The following is a 19,406-nucleotide window of genomic DNA, read 5'->3' as shown; positions in this document are numbered from 1 at the left end:
GTTTTTCAGGCGTTTTCCAGCAAGTTGTGCAACTCGACAAATTGCTGGGTCAGCTTGTGTCGCGGGTCGAGATGGATCAGCGGCGTATTGGCCTGGTGGGATTCGCGCATGCGTACCGAGCTGGCCAGGTACACCGGCAATACCGGCAGGCCTTCGGCGATCAGTTCATCGAGAATTTGCTGGGGCAGGCTGGCGCGGGCCTGGAACTGGTTGACGACGATGCCTTCGACTTCCAGGCCTTCGTTATGGTCGTCCTTCAACTCTTCGATTTCCGCCATCAGGCCGTACAGTGCCTGGCGTGAAAAACTGTCGCAATCGAAGGGGATCAATACACGATCGGCGGCAATCAACGCTGAAACCGCATAGAAATTCAGCGCTGGCGGGGTATCGAGGTAAATCCGGTCGTAGTCTTCGCTCAGCTCTTCAAGCAACTTACGCAGCTTGTTGATCTTGTGTTTGGCCTCAAGCTTTGGCTGCAAGTCCGCCAGCTCGGCGGTGGCGGTAATGACATGGAGGTTATCGAACGGGGTTTCGTAGATGTCGACCTGATTCTTTTTGGAGAACGGCCCGGAAGACAGCGTCTGCTTGAAGAAATCGGCGATGCCCATCGGGATGTCGTTACCAGTGAGCCCCGTCAGGTACTGAGTGGAGTTGGCCTGGGCATCGAGATCCACCAACAAGGTGCGAAAACCCTCGCTGGCACTGACCGCCGCCAGATTGCAGGCAATGCTGGATTTGCCAACGCCACCTTTCTGATTGAACACCACGCGCCGCATGTCAAAACCTCCGTGTACCAAAGAATGACCGAGTGTAGTGGTCCACCGCGTTGCTTCGCTACCTTGTCGGCAAATGGACTACACAGTCAGTTGCCTTCTCTTGCTTGAAAAACTCTGAACGGCTCGGTGATTCAACGCCAGAACCGACAGACGGAGTCATAATTCTGTGAATAATTACCAATCGTTCAATTTTTGCGAGCCAGCCGCTTCAGCTTGCTGAGCAAAATGTAACCAGCATTTGCTACACGTTCCCGGCACCGGGATAATGCGCGCCACTCGGCGCCAAACGCCACGCAGGGTAAGTCCCGGCTCTCGGCCACTCCCCCGCGTCAAGTAAGCCCGTGAGGGTGGGATGAATGTCTGTGATCAACTTCAACATCGCCCAATGGCGCGCCTGGGCCCCGGGGCTTGAAAGCGTGAACGATTGGCAGGCCTGGTGCCGACAACCGGTCGTGCTGCCGGACAGCGATGCCGCTCCCGACGTTTCCTTTCTGCCGGCCATGCAGCGTCGGCGGCTCAGTCGTCTGGCGCGGATGGCCTTCAGTGTCGGCTGGCCATTGGCCGAAGGTCGGCAGGATCTGCCATTGGTCTTTGTTTCCCGTCACGGCGAAACGCCCCGCACGGTCGACATTCTCAGTGATCTGGCCGCCGATCAGCCGCTATCGCCGACCCAGTTCAGCTTGTCGGTGCATAACGCGATCATTGGCTTGTGGTCGATCATGCGAGGTGAAACCAGCGAAATGACGGCCCTGGCTGCCGCAGGCGATGGCCTGGAACATGGCATGCTGGAAGCTGCCGCGCTGCTGGCTGAAGGTGCTCGCGCGGTACTGCTGGTGGTCACCGAAGAGCAGCCGCCCGAGGCTTACTCAACCTGGATCGACGACGTGCCGTTCCCTTATGCCGTCGGCCTGCTGATCACACCCGGCACCGACTGGCAGTTGTCCCTGAACAGCTCCTCGGATGCGTTGTCCAAACCCCGCTGGCCCCACGCGCTGAATCTGTTGTGTGCACTGCTCGGCCAGCAAACCACCTGCCAACATGCCTGGAAAAATCGTGTATGGACCTGGCAACGCAACCCGTGACCGAGAAAAACCGCGACGCCTATTACTGGCGCTTGCTGGCCACCGCCGCGAGCTTTGCCCTGTTCGGGCTGGGCGGGCTGTGCCTGCGCCTGGTGATTTTCCCTGTGCTGAACTGCCTGCCGGGCGACGCCCGGACCCATCGCCTGCGGGCCCGGCAAACGGTCAGCCGCTGTTTCTGGATTTTTGTGCGTTTCATGGCCCGTACCGGGGTGCTGACCTACAACATTGAGGGCGCGGAAAAACTCGGTCGTCCCGGGCAAATGATCATTGCCAATCACCCGTCGCTGATCGACGTGGTCTTTCTGATCGGCCTGGTGCGTCACGCCAATTGCGTGGTCAAGCAAAGCCTCTGGGAAAACCCTTTCACCCGCGGACCGTTGGGCAGCACCGAATACATCAGCAATGACGGCAGCATGGACATGCTCGACGCCGCTGCCGACGCGCTGAAAGACGGCCAGACCCTGATCATTTTCCCCGAAGGTACGCGCACCCAACCCGGCCAGCCGCCGGCCTTTCATCGGGGCGGCGCGGCAATCGCCCTGCGTGGTGCGAAAATCCTCACCCCGGTCATTATCAAGGTCAGCCCGACCACATTGACCAAGGCCGAACCCTGGTATCGCATCCCCAAGCGGCGCGTGCACTTCAGTTTCCGGGTCGGGGCCGATATAGACCCACAGACCTTCGCCACGCTCGGGCCGGCTCCGCAGGCCTCGCGCAAGCTCAACGATTATCTACATTCTTACTTTATTAAGGAGCTCGCCGAAGATGAGCGATCTGCACCGTGATATCAAAATGCTTATCATCGACGCCCTTGGCCTGGAAGACATCAGTGCCGACGACATCGGCAATGACCAGACCCTGTTCGGCGAAGGCCTGGGCCTGGACTCGGTGGACGCCCTGGAACTGGGCCTGGCGATCCAGAAAAAGTACGGCATCAAAATCGACGCCGATGCCAAGGACACACGTAATCACTTCAGTAACGTGGCGAGCCTTGCGGCGTTCGTCACCGCAAAACAGGCAGCTTGAGACCGGACCATGCAAACTCGTGACGACATTTTCAACACCCTGCGCGATGCCTTGGTCGAGCTTTTCGAACTGGACCCGGAGCGTGTGAGCCTGGAATCCAACCTGTATCAGGACCTGGAAATCGACAGCATTGACGCGGTCGACCTGATTGATCACATCAAACGTCAGACCGGCAAGAAAATCGCCGCCGAAGAATTCAAATCGGTGCGTACTGTCAGTGACGTGGTCGAGGCGGTCTACCGTCTGGTTCAACCGGCCGCATGAATCGACTGATTGGCCTCGGTCTGCTGCTGGCAGGCCTTTTGTATCCCTTTGCGGTGTATTTCGGCATGGAGCATTTCGCCCCGTGGCAGTTCGGGCTGCTGCTGGGCGGACTGTGGCTGGCCCGGGCGCTGACCGGCAAACGACGGCCTGGCAGCCTGTGGATGGCCACGGTGGCCATTGTGTTCTGTCTGTTGCTGGCACTGTTCGACAGCCCGGCGCTGTTGCGCTGGTATCCGGTGTTGATCAGCAGCTACATGTTGGTGCTGTTCGGATCGAGCCTGACATTCGGCCCACCGATCGTTGAACGCCTGGCCCGGGTACGCGAGCCGCAATTGCCGGCCGAGGGCATTCGCTATACCCGTCAGGTAACCATCGCCTGGAGCGTTTTTTTTCTATGCAACGGTTTGTGTGCCGCCGCCCTGACCCTCTGGGCGCCGCTGAGCTGGTGGACGCTGTACACCGGCCTGATTTCCTACGGATTGATAGGCCTGATGTTTGCCATTGAATGGCTCATTCGACAAAGGGTACGAGGCCGCCCATGAATTGGATAAAACTTGAGCACCTGCTGCTCAAGGCCCAGCCGGAGCGTGCCGTAACGACCGCTCCGGCACTGGATCACGCCCGACTGTGCGAACAGGCACTGCGCCTGGCCGCCGGCCTGCAAGCCCGGGGTGCCCGGCAGATGGCCGTGCACCTTGAGGATGCCGCCGACCTGGCGATTGCCCTGCTCGGCGCCTGGCGTGCCAGGGTAAGCGTGCTGCTGCCGTCCGACCTGCAACCGCAGACCCGCCAACGCTGGTCAGGTGAAGTCGATCTGTGGCTGAGCGATCAGCCCGACGATGCGCACCTTGGCGACCTCCAACAGCCGCCGCTCAGTGCCGCCGCACTGGACCTGGATAACTGCCAACTCAGCCTGTGCACATCCGGCTCCAGTGGCGAACCCAAGCGCATCGAAAAAAACCTGCGCCAACTGGCCAATGAAGTCGAAGCCCTGGAACAGCTGTGGGGCGCCGACCTGGGCCCGGCATGCATCATTGGCAGCGTGGCCACCCAGCACATCTACGGTCTGCTGTTCCGGGTGCTGTGGCCGCTGTGCGCCGGGCGCCCGTTCGTACGTCGGCAGTTGGCCTTTCCGGAAGACCTGCAACGCGCCAGCCGCGAGCACCCGGCCTTCGCCTGGGTGGCCAGCCCGGCGCTGCTCAAGCGCATGGGCGACAACCTCGACTGGCCTGCGTTGAGCTCCGTACGCCGGGTGTTTTCCTCCGGCGGCGCATTGCCGGTCGAGGCCGCACAGAGCCTGCATGAGCGTCTGGGGCAATGGCCAACGGAAATCTTCGGCAGTTCGGAAACCGGTGGCATCGCCTGGCGTCAGGGCGCGGAACTCTGGCAGCCCTTTGCCGATGTCACGCTGACCCAAGACAGTGAGGGCGCCCTGCTGATCGCTTCGCCGTATTTGCCCAATGGCCATGTCGAACACACTGCCGATTCAGCGCGCATCGCACTCGATGGCCGCTTCGAATTGCTCGGACGCCTGGACCGGATCGTCAAGCTGGAAGAAAAACGCATCTCGCTGCCGATGCTGGAACAGGCGCTGACGGCCCATGAATGGGTCGTCGAAGCGCGGCTCGGCGTCGTTCAGGAAAACCGCGCCTCCCTTGGGGCATTGCTAGTGCTGAGCGAGGCCGGCTTGCACGTTCTGCGCAATCAGGGCCGACGCAGCCTCACCGAGCAGTTGCGCCAGCACCTGAGCCAACACTGCGAAGCCCTGGCCCTGCCAAGACGCTGGCGCCTGCTGCGACAACTGCCGCTGAACGCTCAGGGCAAATTGCCCCAGGCCGACGTCGACGCCCTGTTGTTGGCGCCGCGCCCCAAAGCGCCCGAGATGCTGGAGCAAGTCGAAAGCAATGGCGAGTGGAGCCTGCAACTGGCCGTGCCACCGGACCTGGCCTATTTCAGCGGCCATTTCCCCAAGGCGCCGGTGTTGCCTGGCGTGGTGCAGGTGGACTGGGCGCTGAGCCTGGGCCAGCAACTGATGAACCTGCCAAAAAAATTCGCCGGCATGGAAGTCTTGAAGTTCCAGCAACTGGTGCGCCCGGGAGATGAAATCCAGCTGCACCTGCGCTTCGATCCGGCGCGCGGCAAATTGTATTTCGCCTATCGCAACGAAACCGCCACCTGCTCCAGCGGGCGGATCTTGCTGGAGGCTGCGCATGCATAAGCTGGGTGAGTGCTGCGCACTCAATCGCGAGCAGGCTCGCTCCCACACTGGATTTGTGAACGACACAGCCCCCCTGTGGGAGCGGGCTTGCCCGCGAAGCAGACGCCTCGGTCTTTCAGGTGTACGCCAACATGCATAGCCCCTGCGCCATCGTCCCGGTGTACAACCACGAAACGGCCATCACCACGGTGGTCGATGCCCTGATCGCCAGCCATCTGCCGTGCATCCTGGTGGACGATGCCAGCAGCCCGCGCTGCGCCCGGGTGCTGGATCGCCTGGCCCAGCGTGAAATGGTTTACCTGATCCGCCTGGCCGAAAACCAGGGCAAGGGTGGCGCGGTCATGACCGGCCTGCGCGAAGCTTCGCGCCTGGGTTTCAGCCATGCCTTGCAGGTGGATGCCGATGGCCAGCACGATTTGCAAGACGTCAAACGCTTCATCGAGCAATCGCGCCTCTACCCGCGGGCGGTGATTTGCGGTTATCCGCAATATGACGCCAGCGTGCCGAAAGGCCGCTTGTATGCGCGCTACCTGACTCACGTCATGGTCTGGATCAACACCCTGTCGTTGCAGATTCGCGACTCCATGTGCGGTTTCCGGGTTTACCCATTGTCGCCGGTCCTGGCGCTGATCGAGTCAGCGAAAATCGGCAAGCGCATGGACTTCGACTCGGACATCCTGGTGCGCCTGGCCTGGCGCAATCAGCCGATGCAATGGCTGCAAACCAAGGTCCACTATCCATTGGACGGCGTTTCGCATTTTCGGATGTTCCACGACAACGTCCTGATTTCCAGCATGCACACGCGACTGTTCTTCGGCATGTTGCTGCGTGCGCCAGTGATCCTCTGGCGACGGTGGCGGGCATGAGCGCAGACAAGCAGCATTGGGCCGACCGCGAAGAACGGGGCAGTTTCTGGCTGATGAAGCTCACCGCGTTCGGCGCCAAAGTGCTGGGCCGTCGAGTACTGAGCCCTGTGTTGTACGGCATCGTGCTGTACTTTTTCCTGTTCGGTCGCAGCGCTCGACACAGTGCCTGGCAATACCAGCAACGCCTGACCGACTGGAGCGGTCGCGGCGAATTGCGCCCGAGCCATTGGCGGGTGTTCGGCCAGTTCATGGCCTTCGCCGACTCCATGCTCGACAAACTCGACGTCTGGAACGGCAAGCTGAGCATCGAACAAATCGAAATCATCGACCCGGCGCTGCTGCGTGACCAGTTGCGCGGAGCCCGCGGGCAGATGCTGGTGGGCGCACACCTGGGCAATCTGGAAGTCTGCCGCGCACTGGCGGAGATCGGCGAGAAGGTCACGATGAACGTGCTGGTGCACACCAAGCACGCCGAACAGTTCAACCGTTTGCTGGGCGAAGCCGGGGCGACCAATTTGCGCCTGATCCAGGTCAGCGAACTGGACCCCGGGATCATGTTGCAACTGAGTGAACGCTTGGAGCGCGGCGAGTGGCTGGCGATTGCCGGCGACCGCGTGCCGCTGCATGGCGGACGTTGCGCGACCGTGGACTTCCTCGGTCATCCGGCCAGGTTCCCCCAGGGCCCGTGGCTGCTGGCCGGCCTGCTGAAATGCCCGGTCAACCTGCTGCTGTGCCTGAAAAAGCCCGACGGCGACTATCGACTGAGCATTGAACCCTTCGCTGACGCAATCACCTGGAAGCGCAGCGACCGCGAACAGGTCATTCATCAGTGGACCTCCCGCTACGCCGAACGCTTGGGTCACTATTGCCTCGAAGCGCCCCAACAATGGTTCAACTTTTACCCTTTCTGGAAGACCGATGACGACGCCAACGCTTGAGCCGGTAACCTTCGGCGAACGCCCTTTGCGCATTGAAGACGTGCTGGCACTGGCCAACCGCAAGGTGCCGACGCAGTTGCAAAGCGATCCCGCCTACCGCGAGCGCATCGCCAAGGGCGCGCGTTTTCTGGACTCGCTGCTGGACAAGGAAGGCGTGATCTACGGCGTGACCACCGGTTACGGCGATTCTTGCGTAGTGGCGGTGCCGCTGCATCACGTCGAGGCGCTGCCCCGTCACCTGTACACCTTCCACGGCTGCGGCCTGGGCAAACTGCTCGACGCCCAGGCCACCCGCGCGGTATTGGCGGCGCGTTTGCAGTCGTTGTGCCACGGCGTGTCCGGGGTGCGCGTGGAGCTGCTGGAGCGCCTGCAGGCGTTCCTTGAACACGACATCCTGCCGCTGATTCCGGAAGAAGGTTCGGTGGGCGCCAGTGGTGACCTGACGCCGCTTTCGTACGTTGCCGCCACACTGTCCGGCGAACGCGAGGTGATGTTCCGCGGCGAGCGCCGGCAGGCTGCCGATGTGCACCGCGAACTCGGCTGGCAGCCACTGGTGTTGCGCCCGAAAGAAGCCCTGGCATTGATGAACGGCACCGCTGTGATGACCGGTCTGGCTTGCCTGGCGTACGCACGCGCCGATTACCTGTTGCATCTGGCCACGCGCATCACCGCGCTGAACGTGGTCGCCCTGCAAGGCAACCCGGAGCACTTCGACGAGCGCCTGTTCGCCGCCAAGCCACACCCGGGGCAGATGCAGGTCGCCGCGTGGTTGCGCCAGGATCTGGCCATTGACGCGCCGACCGCGCCGCTGCATCGCCTGCAAGACCGCTATTCCCTGCGCTGCGCGCCCCATGTGCTGGGCGTGCTGGCCGACAGCCTGAACTGGCTGCGCTCGTTCATCGAAATCGAGCTCAACAGCGCCAACGACAACCCGATCATCGACGCCGAAGCCGAGCGCGTACTGCACGGCGGGCACTTCTATGGCGGCCACATCGCGTTCGCCATGGACAGCCTGAAAAACCTCGTGGCCAACGTCGCCGACCTGCTGGATCGGCAACTCGCGCTGCTGGTGGACGAGCGCTACAACCATGGCTTGCCGAGCAATCTGTCGGGCGCCACGGCCGACCGCGCCATGCTCAACCACGGCTTCAAGGCGGTGCAGATCGGCACCAGCGCCTGGACCGCCGAAGCGCTGAAAAACACCATGCCGGCCAGCGTTTTCTCGCGCTCCACCGAATGCCACAACCAGGACAAAGTCAGCATGGGCACCATCGCCGCCCGGGACGCGATCCGCGTGCTGGAACTCACCGAACAGGTGGCGGCCGCCACGCTGCTGGCGGCCAATCAGGGCGTCTGGCTGCGCGGCCAGGCCGAAGATGCACGACCACTGCCACCCGCCTTGGCCGCCATGCATGAAGCCTTGGCCAAGGACTTCCCACCGGTCATCGAAGACCGCGCGCTGGAAGGCGAATTGCGCCTGTGCCTGCAACGCATCGCCGAACAACACTGGAGGCTGCATGCGTAGCAAGGGATTTCTCTACACCGACACGGAAATCGTCGTACCGTTCTTTGATGTCGACAGCATGCACGTGGTCTGGCACGGCCATTACGTCAAATACCTGGAAGTCGCCCGCTGTGCGCTGCTGGACAAGATCGGCCACAACTACACCGCGATGAACGAATCCGGCTATGCATGGCCGGTGATCGACCTGCAATTGCGCTACGTGCGCGGTGCGGTGTTCGGCCAGACACTCAACGTGCGCGCCAACCTGGTGGAGTGGGAGAGCCGCTTGAAGATCAACTACCTGATCAGCGACCTGCAAACCGGCGAACGGTTGACCCGGGCCCTGTCGGTACAGGTCGCCGTCGACCTCGCCAGCAGAGAGATGCAACTGGCCTCGCCGACAGTGTTCACCGACGCCGTAGAGAGAGCTCTGCGATGATTTTCTGCCCCTCCCGCTCCCCTGTAGGAGCGAGCTTGCTCGCGATGGTCGTTAACGATGACACTGGGCACCTGACAGTCCGCGGCGCCCTCAGGTTTTTCGCGAGCAAGCTCGCTCCTTCAGTGTTCTGCGTGCTACTGGGCATTCCTGGACTGGCCCATGCCTTCGACCTGCAACAACTCAGCGATCAACTGGCTCGGCCCGAGGTGATCCACGGCAGTTTCATCCAGGAAAAACACCTGCGCGCCCTGCCCCAGCCGTTGACCAGCAAGGGCACGTTCGTGCTGGCAAAGAACCACGGCCTGTTGTGGCTGCTGAAAACGCCACTGCAACAGGACTATCGCATCACCACCAAAGGCATTGCCCGGCGTGACGGCATTGTCTGGCAAATGCTGCCGGGCAAAAGCGCCGGTGCCGAGCAGAACCGTTTATTCCTCGCCGTGCTGCAAGGCGACAGCAGTGGCCTGCAACGGGATTTCGAGCTGTCCCTGAGCGGCGATGCGCAGAACTGGAAGCTCACGCTGCTGCCGCGCTCGATGCTGCTCAAGCAGGTGTTCAACCAGATCAACATTACCGGCGCAGAACTGGTGCACAGCATCGAACTGCTCGAAACCCAGGGCGACAGTACGTTGTTGCGCATGCAGGACAGCACCAGCGCCCAACCATTGAGCGACGCGGAGCAACATGACTTTGCCGAGTGAACGGTGGTTGCCACGGCTGTTTCTGCTCCTGCTGCTGGCAGTACTGGCGCTCGCCGGTTGGCAATGGCGTGACGCCGCGCCGCTGTCGGCCAACCTGATGGATCTGGTGCCCGGCACGGCGCCCGATGCCCTGGAACTGCGCGCCGAACAACGCATGCAAGAACCGTTGAACCGCGAAATGCTGGTGCTGGTCGGCCACACCGATCGCCAGCAGGCCGTCGCCATGGCGCAGACACTCGGCGAGCAATGGCAGGCCAGCGGCTTGTTCGAAAAGGTCCAGTGGACCCTGCAAGCCGACTTGCCGGCGCTGCGCACGCAGTTGCTGCAAGGTCGCCTGGCGATGCTCCAGGCAGCGGACCGACAACTGCTGATCGAGCACCCCGACACCTTTATCCAGCAACGGGTGCAGGCGTTGTTCGACCCGTTCAACGGTTACAGCCTGGTGCCCAGCCAGGACGACTGGCTGGGCCTGACCGGGCGCATCCAGAACAGCCAGCCACAACGCGGTTCGGTGCAACTGGACATCGGCAGCGGCGCCCTGGTCGCCGATGCTGATGGCAAGAGCTGGGTGCTGCTGCGCGCGCGCACCACCGGCAACGCCTTCGACATGAACCTGCCGCTGCAAGTGGCCGACCTGCTCGAGCACAGCCGCGAAGAAGCCGCCCGGCACGACGTGCAACTGCTCGCCGCCAGCGGCCTGTTGTACGCTGCCAGCGGGCAGCAGCAGGCTGCCCGGGAAATGACCTGGGTCGGCGGCGGTGCCACCGTCGGGATTTTGCTGTTGCTGCTGTTGGCCTTCCGGCGCTGGCGCGTCTTGCTGGCGTTCGTGCCGGTGCTGGTTGGCATGCTCTTCGGAGCGGTGGCCTGCGTGGCATTGTTCGGCCATATGCACGTGATGACCCTGGTGCTGGGTTCGAGCCTGATCGGTGTCGCGGTCGACTACCCGCTGCATTACCTGTCCAAGAGTTGGAGCCTGAAACCCTGGCATAGCTGGCCTGCCCTGCGCATGACCTTGCCCGGCTTGACCCTGAGCCTGATCACCAGCGGCATCGGCTATCTGGCCCTGGCCTGGACACCCTTCCCGGCGCTGACCCAGATTGCCGCATTCTCTGCCGCCGGTTTACTCGGCGCCTATCTGTCCGCTGTGTGCCTGTTGCCGGCATTGCTCAAGGGCGTAGACCTGCGCCCGGCGCAGTGGCCATTGCGCATTTGCGAGCTTTTGCTGGACTGTCGTGAAGCGCTGCTCAAACAGCTGAAAACGCCTGTCTTGCTGGCGCTGCTGATCGCCTTTTGTGTAGGCGGCCTGTTGCAACTGGGCAGCAAAAACGACATCCGCCAGTGGATCAGCGCACCGCAGCAGTTGACCGACGAAGCCCAGACCATTGCCCGGATCACCGGCTATCAACCCACCAGCCAGTTCTTCCTGATACGCGCCGCCAATCAACAGCAACTGCTCGAACGCCAGACCGCCCTGAGAGAGCGACTGGATCAATTGATTGGCCTGGAAAAGCTCCAGGGTTATCTGTCGCTCAATCAACTGGTCAGCCCGCCGAACGAACAGCAACAGGCGCGCATAGCGCTGAACAAACTGCCTTCGTTCTGGCAACCCTTGCTCGACATCGGCGTACCGGCCGAGGCGCTGCAGGCCGAGCTGACAAAGCTACAGGCATTGCCGACCGTGGACATCGACGCAGCGCTCAGCGGCCCGTTGGCAGAACCCTACCGGCCCCTGTGGCTGGGGCCGACCGAAGACGGCGTGGCGGCGATGGTCAGCCTGCAAGGCATCAACAACTCGGCCCTGCTGCGGCTCCAGGGTGAGGATTTACCCGGCGTGACACTGGTGGATCGACTGGGTGAATTGAACAACGTCTTCGCGGCCACCCAAATCAGTGCCGCGGAACTGAAACTCGCCTCCTGCGTGTTAATCGTGCTGGTGCTGATCCTGCCATTCGGCCTCGGCGGCGCGTTGCGTATCGTGTCCCTGCCCCTGCTGGCGGCGTTGTGCAGCCTGGCCAGCCTCGGCTGGCTGGGGCAGCCGTTGACCCTGTTCAGCCTGTTCGGCCTGCTGCTGGTGACGGCGATCAGCGTCGATTACGCGATCCTGATGCGCGAACAGGTCGGCGGCGCGGCCGTGAGCCTGTTGGGCACCCTGCTGGCGGCGTTGACCACCTGGCTGTCGTTCGGCCTGCTGGCGGTGTCGAGCACCCCGGCGGTGAGCAACTTCGGACTGTCGGTGAGCCTGGGCCTGATCTTCAGCTTCCTGCTCGCACCGTGGGCCGGTCGCCAGGTGCATGAGCCCACGGCCGTGGAGCGGGCAACATGATGGTCGTTCTGTTCTGGGCGATGGCGCTGGTGTTGTTCGCGGTGGCGACCCGTGTCGGCCGGCATTTCGGCCTGATTCCCATCGTCAGCCAGTTGTTGCTGGCGACCCTCGGCTTGCCGCTGTTGATGTATTTCTGGGTCGAGCCCCAATGGCAATTGAGCGGTGCGCTGCTGGTGTCGCCGGGCTGGCTGAAGAACCTCTACAGCCTGAGTTTTGCCCTGTTGCTGGGCTACATCCTCAGCGATGTGATTGATCTGCAACTGGATCGCCAAAGCCTGAAAATCGCCCTGCCCAGCTTTTGCATTCCGTTTGCCTGCGGCCTGGCCACGGCGGTCTGGTTGTTGCCGGCGCAACCGTGGATCAGCTCACTGGCCGTCGGCCTGTTGTTCGCCATCACCGCGATTCCGGTCTTGTACCTGTACCTGCGGCACATCGATTACCCACCCGCCGCCACCCGGCGACTGGTGCAAACCGCGATCCTCATCGACCTCGCCTGCTGGACGCTATTCGGCATCGCCCAGGGCAGCCTGCACTTGAGCAGCCTGTTGCTGCCCCTGGCCGGTGCGTGCCTGCCGGTGCTGTTGCGGTTGCTCGGTTTGCGCCAGACATGGCTTTACAGCCTGTGCTTTTTCGCCCTGCTGGTCGTGGCCGAACACTTCAAGCTCAATGCGCTGATTTTCGGCATTGGCTATGTGTTGATCATGGCCGCGCTGAAAGCCCCACTGGTCCTGCCGCTGCCGGCCATGTGGATGAGCCGCTTGCAGACGTACATCGCCATCCCGCTGATCCTCACGTTCGGCATCGTGCAGATCAACGTGCACAGCGCTATGGAGAGCCTCGGCTGGGTGCAACTGGTCGCCTTGCTGCTGTTGCCGATGCTGAGCAAACTGCTGGGCAACTGGCTCGGCCTCGGCTGGGCCGGGGCCTCGTTCCAAGGCGCCAGCCGCTGGCGGGAAAGCGTGCTGCTGAACATCCGTGGCTTGAGCGAGATCGTTTTTCTCAACCTGCTGCTGCAACAGCAACTCATCAGCCCCCCGCTGTACTTTGCCCTGATGCTGATGGGCTTGATCGCTACACTGCTACCAGCCCTGACCGGCATGCACCGAATCCCCCTGAAAGCCGCTGTCCCGGCAAGGAGCCCCCATGCCAACCGTTGAAATGGAATGTCGTCAGGTCGTGGTCATCGGCGCCGGTCCATCCGGTGCCATCGCCGCCGCGCTGCTCAAGCGCAAGGGACACGATGTGCTGGTGATCGAGCGACAGCATTTCCCACGGTTTTCCATTGGTGAAAGCCTGTTGGCCCATTGCCTGGATTTCGTCGAAGAAGCGGGCATGCTCGACGCCGTCAACGCCGCCGGCTTCCAGCTGAAAACCGGTGCCGCGTTTGCCTGGGGCGAGCGCTACAGCGCGTTCGATTTCGGCGAGACGTTCAGCCACGGCAAATCGACGACGTATCAGGTCCAGCGCGCCGATTTCGATAAGCTGCTGGCCGATCAGGCCACGCTGCAAGGCGTGGAGATCCGCTATGGCGAAACCATCGTCAGCGTCGACATTGAGCCGGAAAAACCGCAGCTCGGCGTGCGCCGCGAAGACGGTAGCGAGTACCGCATCGAGGCCGATTTCCTGCTCGATGCCAGTGGTTACGGCCGCGTGCTGCCTCGCTTGCTCGACCTCGAGGCGCCGTCGAACTTCCCGGTGCGTCAGGCCGTGTTCACTCACGTCGAAGACTGTATCGACCTCCCGGCCTTCGACCGCAGTAAGATCCTCGTCACCACTCATCCGACCCTGCGCGACGTGTGGTTCTGGACCATCCCGTTCAGCAACGGGCGCTGCTCGGTCGGCGTGGTTGCCGCAGAGGAGCGTTTCGCAGGCCGCAGCGACAATCTGGACCAGCGCCTGCGCGGCTTTATCGCCGAGACGCCAAGCCTGGCCAGCGTGTTGCAAAATGCGCAGTGGGACACCGAGGCCCGAACCATCGGCGGTTACTCGGCCAACGTCAAAACCCTGCACGGCCCAGGCTTCGCGCTGCTGGGCAATGCCGCGGAATTCCTCGACCCGGTGTTTTCCTCCGGCGTGACCATCGCCATGCGTTCGGCGAGCATGGCCGCCGGGGTGTTGCACCGTCAGCTGCAAGGCGAAGCCGTCGACTGGCAAACCGAGTTCGCCGAACCGCTCAAGCGCGGCGTGGACACGTTCCGTTGCTACGTCGAAGGCTGGTACGCCGGGACCTTCCAGGATGTGATCTTCCATGAGAGCAGTTCACCGGAAATCCGCGGGATGATCAGCTCCATTCTTGCCGGATATGCCTGGGACCCAAGCAACCCGTTCGTCAGCGAAGCCAGGCGCCGGTTGAAGGTGATATCGGAGTTCTGCGCAAGGGATGCGTCATGAACTACTTGAGCGACAACTACGTCGAAGAAACCCGTTTCGGCTTGTGGTTCCTGCGCAGCCAGATCTGGCAACACTACGTGCTGCGGTTGGCGATCGACGATTTGCGCAACCTGTTCAGCGAAGCGCTACCGGTTAGCCCGGTGCTGCTGGATGCCGGTTGTGGCCAGGGCAAGTCATTCCCGCTGCTGCGCCAGGCCTTTGCGCCCGGTCGTCTGATTGGCATCGATGCTGATCCCCAGAGCCTTAACCAGAGCCGCGCAGAAGCGGCCCTACAGGGCATGGAAGTGGAGCTGATCGGCGGCGACTGCGCCAGCCTCGACCTGCCGGACGCCAGTATCGACCTGCTGTTCTGTCACCAGACCTTCCATCATCTGGTGGAGCAGGAACAGGCACTGGCCGAGTTCTACCGCGTACTCAAACCCGGCGGTTATCTGCTGTTCGCCGAATCCACCGAGGCTTACATTGATACTTGGGTGATCCGCTGGTTGTTCCGCCACCCGATGCACGTGCAGAAAAGCGCTGCGCAGTACCTGCAAATGATTCGCCAGCAGGGCTTCGAATTTACCGCGCAAAACGTGTCTTATCCGTACCTGTGGTGGAGTCGCGCCAAGGATTTCGGCCTGCTCGAACACTTGGGTGTGTGCAAGCCAAAACCCTTTGGCCAACGGGAAGAAACCCTGGTGAATGTGGTGGCGCGCAAACCTTTTGAAGGAACTGTGTGATGTTCATTGCCAGTCGCTTGAAACACCAAGCCTGTGGGGTAAACGGTGCTATGCGATATCTGTTGATCGCCGCAACCCTGCTGCTGAGCGCCTGCGCCGGCCGGGCGCCGCTGCCCGTGCACAATCCGGATCTGCCGCTGCCGCTGCAATTGCACATCCAGCGCGGGCAGGCCGACGAACGCGAGGACTGGGTGCTGGTGATCCAGCGTGAAGAGGCGGGTATCCGCTGGTCGATGATGGACCTGTTGGGCATTCCCCAGGCCCGCCAGAAATTGGTCGATAAAACCTGGGAGTCAGATGGTTTATTACCACCCAATCCGCGAGCCCGGGAGCTGTTCGCGGCGCTGCTGTTTGCGCTGACGCCGCAAGATGAACTGGCGGCCAACTATCCCGGCGCCTGGCAGCACGGCAGGCAACGGTACCTGCCCGAGCGCTGGGACATCCGCTACGCACAACCGCAGAATTTTGAATTGAAGCTACCCCATGGTCCGGCCTATCAAGTCACCCCCTTGAGCGGTGAAACGCCATGACCGCTTACCTCAATGCCCTCGGATTGGTCTGCGCGTTGGGCCGCGATAAGCAGGAGGTTGTCCGCAACCTGTTTGCCGGCGACTGCGGCGGCATGCGCGAACAAGCCGGGTGGGTGCCGCAACGCACGCTGCCGGTCGGTGCGGTCCAGGGCAAACTGGCTACCATTCCAGCCGAGATGTCGCGCCATCACAGTCGCAACAATCAGTTGTTGCTGGAAGCCACGCTGCAAATCCACCCGGACATCGACAGCGCGATCCAGACCTACGGCCGCGACCGCATCGGTGTTGTGCTGGGTACCAGTACCTCAGGCATCGACGAGGCCAGCCAAGGCCTGGCGCATTACCTGCGCGAAAAGCAGTTCCCTGCCGAGTACGACTATCAGCAACAGGAACTCGGAGCGCCGGCGAACTTCCTCGCCGAGTGGCTGCAATTGAGCGGGCCGGCCTATGTCATTTCCACGGCCTGCACCTCCAGCGCCCGGGCCTTGATGAGCGCCCAGCGCCTGTTGGACCTGGGCATTTGCGACGCGGTGCTGTGTGGCGGTGTCGACACCTTGTGCAAGCTGACCCTCAACGGTTTCTCGGCGCTGGAAGCGGTCTCGGAACAACGCTGCAATCCGTTTTCGGTGAACCGCAATGGCATCAACATTGGCGAAGCGGCGGTACTGTTCCTGATGACCAAGCGTGCAGGCGACAACCAACCGATTGCCTTGCTCGGCAGCGGCGCCAGTTCCGATGCGCATCACATATCCGCCCCGGAGCCGAGCGGTCGCGGCGCCCTGCAAGCCATGCGCAAAGCCTTGGGCCGCGCCAACCTGCAACCGGAGCAGATCGCTTATCTGAACCTGCACGGCACCGCCACCCAACACAACGACGCCATGGAAAGCCAGGCCGTGGCGACGCTGTTCCCGGCCGGCGTGCCCTGTTCGTCGAGCAAACCCATGACCGGCCACACCCTCGGTGCAGCCGGGGCGCTGGAAGCGGCGTTCTGCTGGTTGAGCCTGAGCCCGGACAATCGCGAACATGCCCTGCCGCCGCACGTCTGGGACGGACAGCCCGACCCCGAACTGCCGCCGCTGCAATGGGTGACCCCGGCCACTCGCCTGACGTCCATTGCACCCCGCTACCTGATGAGCAATTCCTTTGCCTTCGGTGGTAACAACGTCAGCCTGATTATCGGAGACGCCCCATGATTGACTGGCCGATCGCCGAATTGCTGCCCCACGCTGGCGACATGATCCTTATCGATCAGATCCTGGCGTTCGATGAAGAGCAGATTCACACGCGCCTGACCGTCAAGCCCGATGGCCTGTTCAGCCTCCCCGACGGCAGCCTGCCGGCCTGGGTCGGTATCGAGTTGATGGCCCAGAGCGTGGCCGCCTTCGCCGGTTGCCATGCGCGTCAGCGCGGTGATGCGGTGGAGTTGGGTTTCCTGCTCGGCAGCCGCAAATTCGAATGCAACGTTGAAAGTTTTCCGGCCGGTACCGAGTTGACCATCCACGGGATTCGCTCCCTGGAAGACGATAACGGCATGGGCGTGTTCGAGTGCCACATCAACGCCCCCGGGATCCACGTCACCGCTCGTCTGAACGTGTTCCGTCCACCCCAGGCCGCTCAATATCTCCATGAACCCGAAGGAGTCCAGTGATGACTGAATCCGTACTGGTCACCGGTTCCAGCCGTGGCATCGGCCGCGCCATCGCCTTGCGCCTGGCCCAGGCCGGGCACGACATCGTGTTGCATTGCCGCAGCGGCCTGGCCGACGCTGAAGCCGTCAAGGCCGAAGTCGAGGCCTTGGGCCGTCGTGCGCGCATCCTGCAGTTCGACGTATCCGACCGCGCCCGTTGCAAGGAAATTCTCGAAGCCGATGTCGAGACCCACGGCGCCTATTACGGCGTGGTGCTCAATGCCGGCCTGACCCGCGACGGAGCCTTTCCGGCCCTCAGCGAGGAGGATTGGGATGTGGTGATGCGCACCAACCTCGACGGTTTCTACAACGTACTGCACCCGGTGATGATGCCGATGATCCGTCGCCGCGCCGCCGGGCGGATTGTCTGCATCACCTCGGTATCCGGATTGATCGGCAACCGTGGCCAGGTCAACTACAGTGCCTCCAAGGCCGGGTTGATCGGCGCGGCCAAGGCATTGGCGATCGAACTGGGCAAGCGCAAAATCACCGTTAACTGTGTCGCACCCGGCCTGATCGACACAGCCATGCTCGACGAAAACGTGCCGGTGGAAGAACTGATGAAAATGATCCCCGCACAACGCATGGGCACCCCTGAAGAGGTGGCCGGCGCGGTGAATTTCCTGATGTCGGCGGAAGCCTCGTACATCACCCGGCAGGTTCTGGCCGTCAACGGAGGCCTGTGCTGATGAAGCGCGTCGTCGTCACCGGCATGGCCGGCATTACCTCACTGGGCAGCGACTGGGAGACCATCGCCGGCAACTTCGCGGCCAACCGCAGCGGCATCCGCCGGATGGACGAGTGGGATCGTTTTACCGAGCTCAACACGCGCCTGGCGGGCCCCATCGATGACTTCAAGGTGCCGAGCCACTGGACCCGCAAGCAACTGCGCAGCATGGGCCGGGTTTCACGGCTGGCTGTGGGTGCTGCCGAGCAAGCGTTGGCCGACGCCGGCTTGTTGGGCGACGAGTCGATCAAGGACGGGCGCATGGGCGTCGCCTGCGGCTCCTCCACCGGCAGCACCGACGAGATCAAGGCGTTCGGCAACATGCTGCTCAACTCGGTGGCCGAAGGCCTGAACGCCAACTCCTACGTGCGCATGATGCCGCACACCACGGCAGCCAATATCAGCATTTTCTTCGGCCTCACCGGTCGCCTGATCCCGACGTCCAGCGCCTGCACCAGCGGCAGCCAGGGCATCGGCTATGCCTACGAGGCGATCAAATTCGGGCGCCTGCCGCTGATGCTCGCCGGCGGCGCCGAAGAACTGTGCCCGACCGAAGCCATGGTCTTCGACGCGCTCTACGCCACCAGCCTGAAAAACGACACCCCACAACGCAGCCCGCGCCCTTACGACACCGCACGCGACGGCTTGGTGATCGGCGAAGGCGGCGGCATGCTGGTGCTCGAGGAACTGGAACACGCCCTGGCCCGTGGCGCGCGCATCCATGCCGAGATCGTCGGATTCGGCAGCAACGCCGACGGCCAGCACACCACCCGTCCGGAACAGATCACCATGCGCCGGGCCATGGAACTGGCCCTGGAAGACGCCGGACTGAAACCATCGGACATCGGTTACGTCAACGGCCACGGCACCGCCACGGAACAAGGCGACATCGCCGAAACCCTGGCCACCAGCAGCCTGTTCGGCGAACACATGCCGATCAGCTCGCAGAAAAGCTTCCTTGGCCACACCCTCGGCGCCTGCGGTGCGCTGGAGTCCTGGTTCAGCATTGAAATGATGAACCGCGACCTGTACGCCCACACCTTCAACCTCGACGAAGTCGATCCGCATTGCGGCAAGCTCGACTACCTGCGCGGTGAGTTTCGGCAGATGAAAAATCAGTATGTGATGAACAATAACTTTGCGTTTGGCGGGGTGAATACGTCGTTGATTTTCAAGCGCTGGTCGTAATCAACGTCAAAAGACCGCAGCCTT

General features: G+C 62.3%; 21 protein-coding genes. 20 read left to right on the top strand and 1 reads right to left on the bottom strand.

Going from position 1 to position 19,406, the window contains the following annotated elements; all coding sequences use genetic code 11:
• Positions 1-5: 5 nt before the first annotated feature.
• Positions 6-776: a ParA family protein gene (locus AC3ITY_RS02080; RefSeq protein ID WP_008016979.1), complete on the bottom strand. Its 771-nt coding sequence runs from the start codon at positions 774-776 to the stop codon at positions 6-8.
• 356 nt (positions 777-1,132) lie between these two features.
• On the opposite strand from AC3ITY_RS02080, the gene AC3ITY_RS02075 reads away from it, so the two are divergent.
• The 20 genes from AC3ITY_RS02075 (at position 1,133) to AC3ITY_RS01980 (ending at position 19,382) form a co-directional block, all read left to right on the top strand.
• Positions 1,133-1,858 (top strand): beta-ketoacyl synthase chain length factor, encoded by a 726-nt coding sequence (locus AC3ITY_RS02075; RefSeq protein ID WP_489307366.1) that lies wholly within the window; start codon positions 1,133-1,135, stop codon positions 1,856-1,858.
• A complete protein-coding gene (locus AC3ITY_RS02070; RefSeq protein WP_489307364.1) occupies positions 1,834-2,643 on the top strand; it encodes a lysophospholipid acyltransferase family protein in 810 nt (269 codons plus the stop codon). The genes AC3ITY_RS02075 and AC3ITY_RS02070 overlap by 25 nt, the downstream gene beginning before the upstream one ends.
• On the top strand, positions 2,624-2,884 hold the full coding sequence (locus AC3ITY_RS02065; protein WP_008047930.1) for a phosphopantetheine-binding protein: 261 nt from the start codon (positions 2,624-2,626) through the stop codon (positions 2,882-2,884). Before AC3ITY_RS02070 ends, AC3ITY_RS02065 begins: the two co-directional genes overlap by 20 nt.
• Before the next feature lie 9 nt (positions 2,885-2,893).
• Positions 2,894-3,148 (top strand): acyl carrier protein, encoded by a 255-nt coding sequence (locus AC3ITY_RS02060; protein WP_007992314.1) that lies wholly within the window; start codon positions 2,894-2,896, stop codon positions 3,146-3,148.
• Entirely contained in the window at positions 3,145-3,690 is a 546-nt protein-coding gene (locus AC3ITY_RS02055; protein WP_347910209.1) for a COG4648 family protein, read from the top strand. The genes AC3ITY_RS02060 and AC3ITY_RS02055 overlap by 4 nt, the downstream gene beginning before the upstream one ends.
• Positions 3,687-5,366, top strand: coding sequence for an ApeI family dehydratase (locus tag AC3ITY_RS02050; protein ID WP_489307363.1), 1,680 nt, complete (start codon positions 3,687-3,689; stop codon positions 5,364-5,366). The genes AC3ITY_RS02055 and AC3ITY_RS02050 overlap by 4 nt, the downstream gene beginning before the upstream one ends.
• 131 nt (positions 5,367-5,497) lie before the next feature.
• Entirely contained in the window at positions 5,498-6,232 is a 735-nt protein-coding gene (locus AC3ITY_RS02045) for a glycosyltransferase family 2 protein (protein WP_489307362.1), read from the top strand.
• Positions 6,229-7,170: a lysophospholipid acyltransferase family protein gene (locus tag AC3ITY_RS02040; RefSeq protein ID WP_489307360.1), complete on the top strand. Its 942-nt coding sequence runs from the start codon at positions 6,229-6,231 to the stop codon at positions 7,168-7,170. The genes AC3ITY_RS02045 and AC3ITY_RS02040 overlap by 4 nt, the downstream gene beginning before the upstream one ends.
• The gene (locus tag AC3ITY_RS02035) at positions 7,151-8,695 is read left to right on the top strand and encodes an HAL/PAL/TAL family ammonia-lyase (RefSeq protein WP_223457701.1); all 1,545 of its coding nucleotides are present in this window, start codon (positions 7,151-7,153) and stop codon (positions 8,693-8,695) included. The genes AC3ITY_RS02040 and AC3ITY_RS02035 overlap by 20 nt, the downstream gene beginning before the upstream one ends.
• Complete coding sequence (locus AC3ITY_RS02030) at positions 8,688-9,113, top strand: acyl-CoA thioesterase (RefSeq protein WP_489307359.1); 426 nt, start codon at positions 8,688-8,690, stop codon at positions 9,111-9,113. The genes AC3ITY_RS02035 and AC3ITY_RS02030 overlap by 8 nt, the downstream gene beginning before the upstream one ends.
• Complete coding sequence (locus AC3ITY_RS02025; RefSeq protein WP_489307357.1) at positions 9,110-9,814, top strand: outer membrane lipoprotein carrier protein LolA; 705 nt, start codon at positions 9,110-9,112, stop codon at positions 9,812-9,814. Before AC3ITY_RS02030 ends, AC3ITY_RS02025 begins: the two co-directional genes overlap by 4 nt.
• Complete coding sequence (locus AC3ITY_RS02020; protein WP_489307355.1) at positions 9,798-12,137, top strand: MMPL family transporter; 2,340 nt, start codon at positions 9,798-9,800, stop codon at positions 12,135-12,137. The genes AC3ITY_RS02025 and AC3ITY_RS02020 overlap by 17 nt, the downstream gene beginning before the upstream one ends.
• A complete protein-coding gene (locus tag AC3ITY_RS02015) occupies positions 12,134-13,294 on the top strand; it encodes a sodium:proton antiporter (protein ID WP_489307353.1) in 1,161 nt (386 codons plus the stop codon). The genes AC3ITY_RS02020 and AC3ITY_RS02015 overlap by 4 nt, the downstream gene beginning before the upstream one ends.
• A complete protein-coding gene (locus AC3ITY_RS02010) occupies positions 13,281-14,528 on the top strand; it encodes an NAD(P)/FAD-dependent oxidoreductase (protein ID WP_489307351.1) in 1,248 nt (415 codons plus the stop codon). Before AC3ITY_RS02015 ends, AC3ITY_RS02010 begins: the two co-directional genes overlap by 14 nt.
• Positions 14,525-15,250 (top strand): class I SAM-dependent methyltransferase, encoded by a 726-nt coding sequence (locus AC3ITY_RS02005; RefSeq protein ID WP_489307350.1) that lies wholly within the window; start codon positions 14,525-14,527, stop codon positions 15,248-15,250. Before AC3ITY_RS02010 ends, AC3ITY_RS02005 begins: the two co-directional genes overlap by 4 nt.
• A complete protein-coding gene (locus tag AC3ITY_RS02000; RefSeq protein WP_489307348.1) occupies positions 15,250-15,780 on the top strand; it encodes a hypothetical protein in 531 nt (176 codons plus the stop codon). Before AC3ITY_RS02005 ends, AC3ITY_RS02000 begins: the two co-directional genes overlap by 1 nt.
• Positions 15,777-16,973: a beta-ketoacyl-[acyl-carrier-protein] synthase family protein gene (locus tag AC3ITY_RS01995; protein WP_489307346.1), complete on the top strand. Its 1,197-nt coding sequence runs from the start codon at positions 15,777-15,779 to the stop codon at positions 16,971-16,973. Before AC3ITY_RS02000 ends, AC3ITY_RS01995 begins: the two co-directional genes overlap by 4 nt.
• Positions 16,970-17,428 (top strand): hotdog family protein, encoded by a 459-nt coding sequence (locus tag AC3ITY_RS01990; protein WP_489307344.1) that lies wholly within the window; start codon positions 16,970-16,972, stop codon positions 17,426-17,428. The genes AC3ITY_RS01995 and AC3ITY_RS01990 overlap by 4 nt, the downstream gene beginning before the upstream one ends.
• Positions 17,428-18,156 (top strand): 3-oxoacyl-ACP reductase FabG, encoded by a 729-nt coding sequence (gene fabG / locus AC3ITY_RS01985; protein WP_095943253.1) that lies wholly within the window; start codon positions 17,428-17,430, stop codon positions 18,154-18,156. The genes AC3ITY_RS01990 and fabG overlap by 1 nt, the downstream gene beginning before the upstream one ends.
• On the top strand, positions 18,156-19,382 hold the full coding sequence (locus AC3ITY_RS01980) for a beta-ketoacyl-ACP synthase (RefSeq protein ID WP_489307342.1): 1,227 nt from the start codon (positions 18,156-18,158) through the stop codon (positions 19,380-19,382). Before fabG ends, AC3ITY_RS01980 begins: the two co-directional genes overlap by 1 nt.
• The last annotated feature ends 24 nt before the right edge of the window (positions 19,383-19,406 follow it).

The sequence above is a fragment of the Pseudomonas sp. GL_091 genome, from assembly GCF_057837725.1.
Note: the sequence above shows the minus strand (reverse complement) of the source record. Positions and strands in the feature narration are given on the sequence as shown.

Excerpts from the sequence above, each read along its gene's own strand:
- AC3ITY_RS01990 (WP_489307344.1), top strand. The coding sequence starts at position 16,970 with ATGATTGACTGGCCGATCGCCGAATTGCTGCCCCACGCTGGCGACATG.
- AC3ITY_RS02045 (WP_489307362.1), top strand. The coding sequence starts at position 5,498 with ATGCATAGCCCCTGCGCCATCGTCCCGGTGTACAACCACGAAACGGCC.
- AC3ITY_RS02020 (WP_489307355.1), top strand. The coding sequence starts at position 9,798 with ATGACTTTGCCGAGTGAACGGTGGTTGCCACGGCTGTTTCTGCTCCTG.
- AC3ITY_RS02050 (WP_489307363.1), top strand. The coding sequence starts at position 3,687 with ATGAATTGGATAAAACTTGAGCACCTGCTGCTCAAGGCCCAGCCGGAG.
- AC3ITY_RS02025 (WP_489307357.1), top strand. The coding sequence starts at position 9,110 with ATGATTTTCTGCCCCTCCCGCTCCCCTGTAGGAGCGAGCTTGCTCGCG.
- AC3ITY_RS01995 (WP_489307346.1), top strand. The coding sequence starts at position 15,777 with ATGACCGCTTACCTCAATGCCCTCGGATTGGTCTGCGCGTTGGGCCGC.
- AC3ITY_RS02035 (WP_223457701.1), top strand. The coding sequence starts at position 7,151 with ATGACGACGCCAACGCTTGAGCCGGTAACCTTCGGCGAACGCCCTTTG.
- AC3ITY_RS02030 (WP_489307359.1), top strand. The coding sequence starts at position 8,688 with ATGCGTAGCAAGGGATTTCTCTACACCGACACGGAAATCGTCGTACCG.
- AC3ITY_RS02070 (WP_489307364.1), top strand. The coding sequence starts at position 1,834 with ATGGACCTGGCAACGCAACCCGTGACCGAGAAAAACCGCGACGCCTAT.
- AC3ITY_RS02075 (WP_489307366.1), top strand. The coding sequence starts at position 1,133 with ATGTCTGTGATCAACTTCAACATCGCCCAATGGCGCGCCTGGGCCCCG.
- AC3ITY_RS02065 (WP_008047930.1), top strand. The coding sequence starts at position 2,624 with ATGAGCGATCTGCACCGTGATATCAAAATGCTTATCATCGACGCCCTT.
- AC3ITY_RS02015 (WP_489307353.1), top strand. The coding sequence starts at position 12,134 with ATGATGGTCGTTCTGTTCTGGGCGATGGCGCTGGTGTTGTTCGCGGTG.
- AC3ITY_RS01980 (WP_489307342.1), top strand. The coding sequence starts at position 18,156 with ATGAAGCGCGTCGTCGTCACCGGCATGGCCGGCATTACCTCACTGGGC.
- AC3ITY_RS02060 (WP_007992314.1), top strand. The coding sequence starts at position 2,894 with ATGCAAACTCGTGACGACATTTTCAACACCCTGCGCGATGCCTTGGTC.
- AC3ITY_RS02055 (WP_347910209.1), top strand. The coding sequence starts at position 3,145 with ATGAATCGACTGATTGGCCTCGGTCTGCTGCTGGCAGGCCTTTTGTAT.
- AC3ITY_RS02005 (WP_489307350.1), top strand. The coding sequence starts at position 14,525 with ATGAACTACTTGAGCGACAACTACGTCGAAGAAACCCGTTTCGGCTTG.
- AC3ITY_RS02010 (WP_489307351.1), top strand. The coding sequence starts at position 13,281 with ATGCCAACCGTTGAAATGGAATGTCGTCAGGTCGTGGTCATCGGCGCC.
- AC3ITY_RS02080 (WP_008016979.1), bottom strand. The coding sequence starts at position 776 with ATGCGGCGCGTGGTGTTCAATCAGAAAGGTGGCGTTGGCAAATCCAGC.
- AC3ITY_RS02040 (WP_489307360.1), top strand. The coding sequence starts at position 6,229 with ATGAGCGCAGACAAGCAGCATTGGGCCGACCGCGAAGAACGGGGCAGT.
- AC3ITY_RS02000 (WP_489307348.1), top strand. The coding sequence starts at position 15,250 with ATGTTCATTGCCAGTCGCTTGAAACACCAAGCCTGTGGGGTAAACGGT.
- fabG (WP_095943253.1), top strand. The coding sequence starts at position 17,428 with ATGACTGAATCCGTACTGGTCACCGGTTCCAGCCGTGGCATCGGCCGC.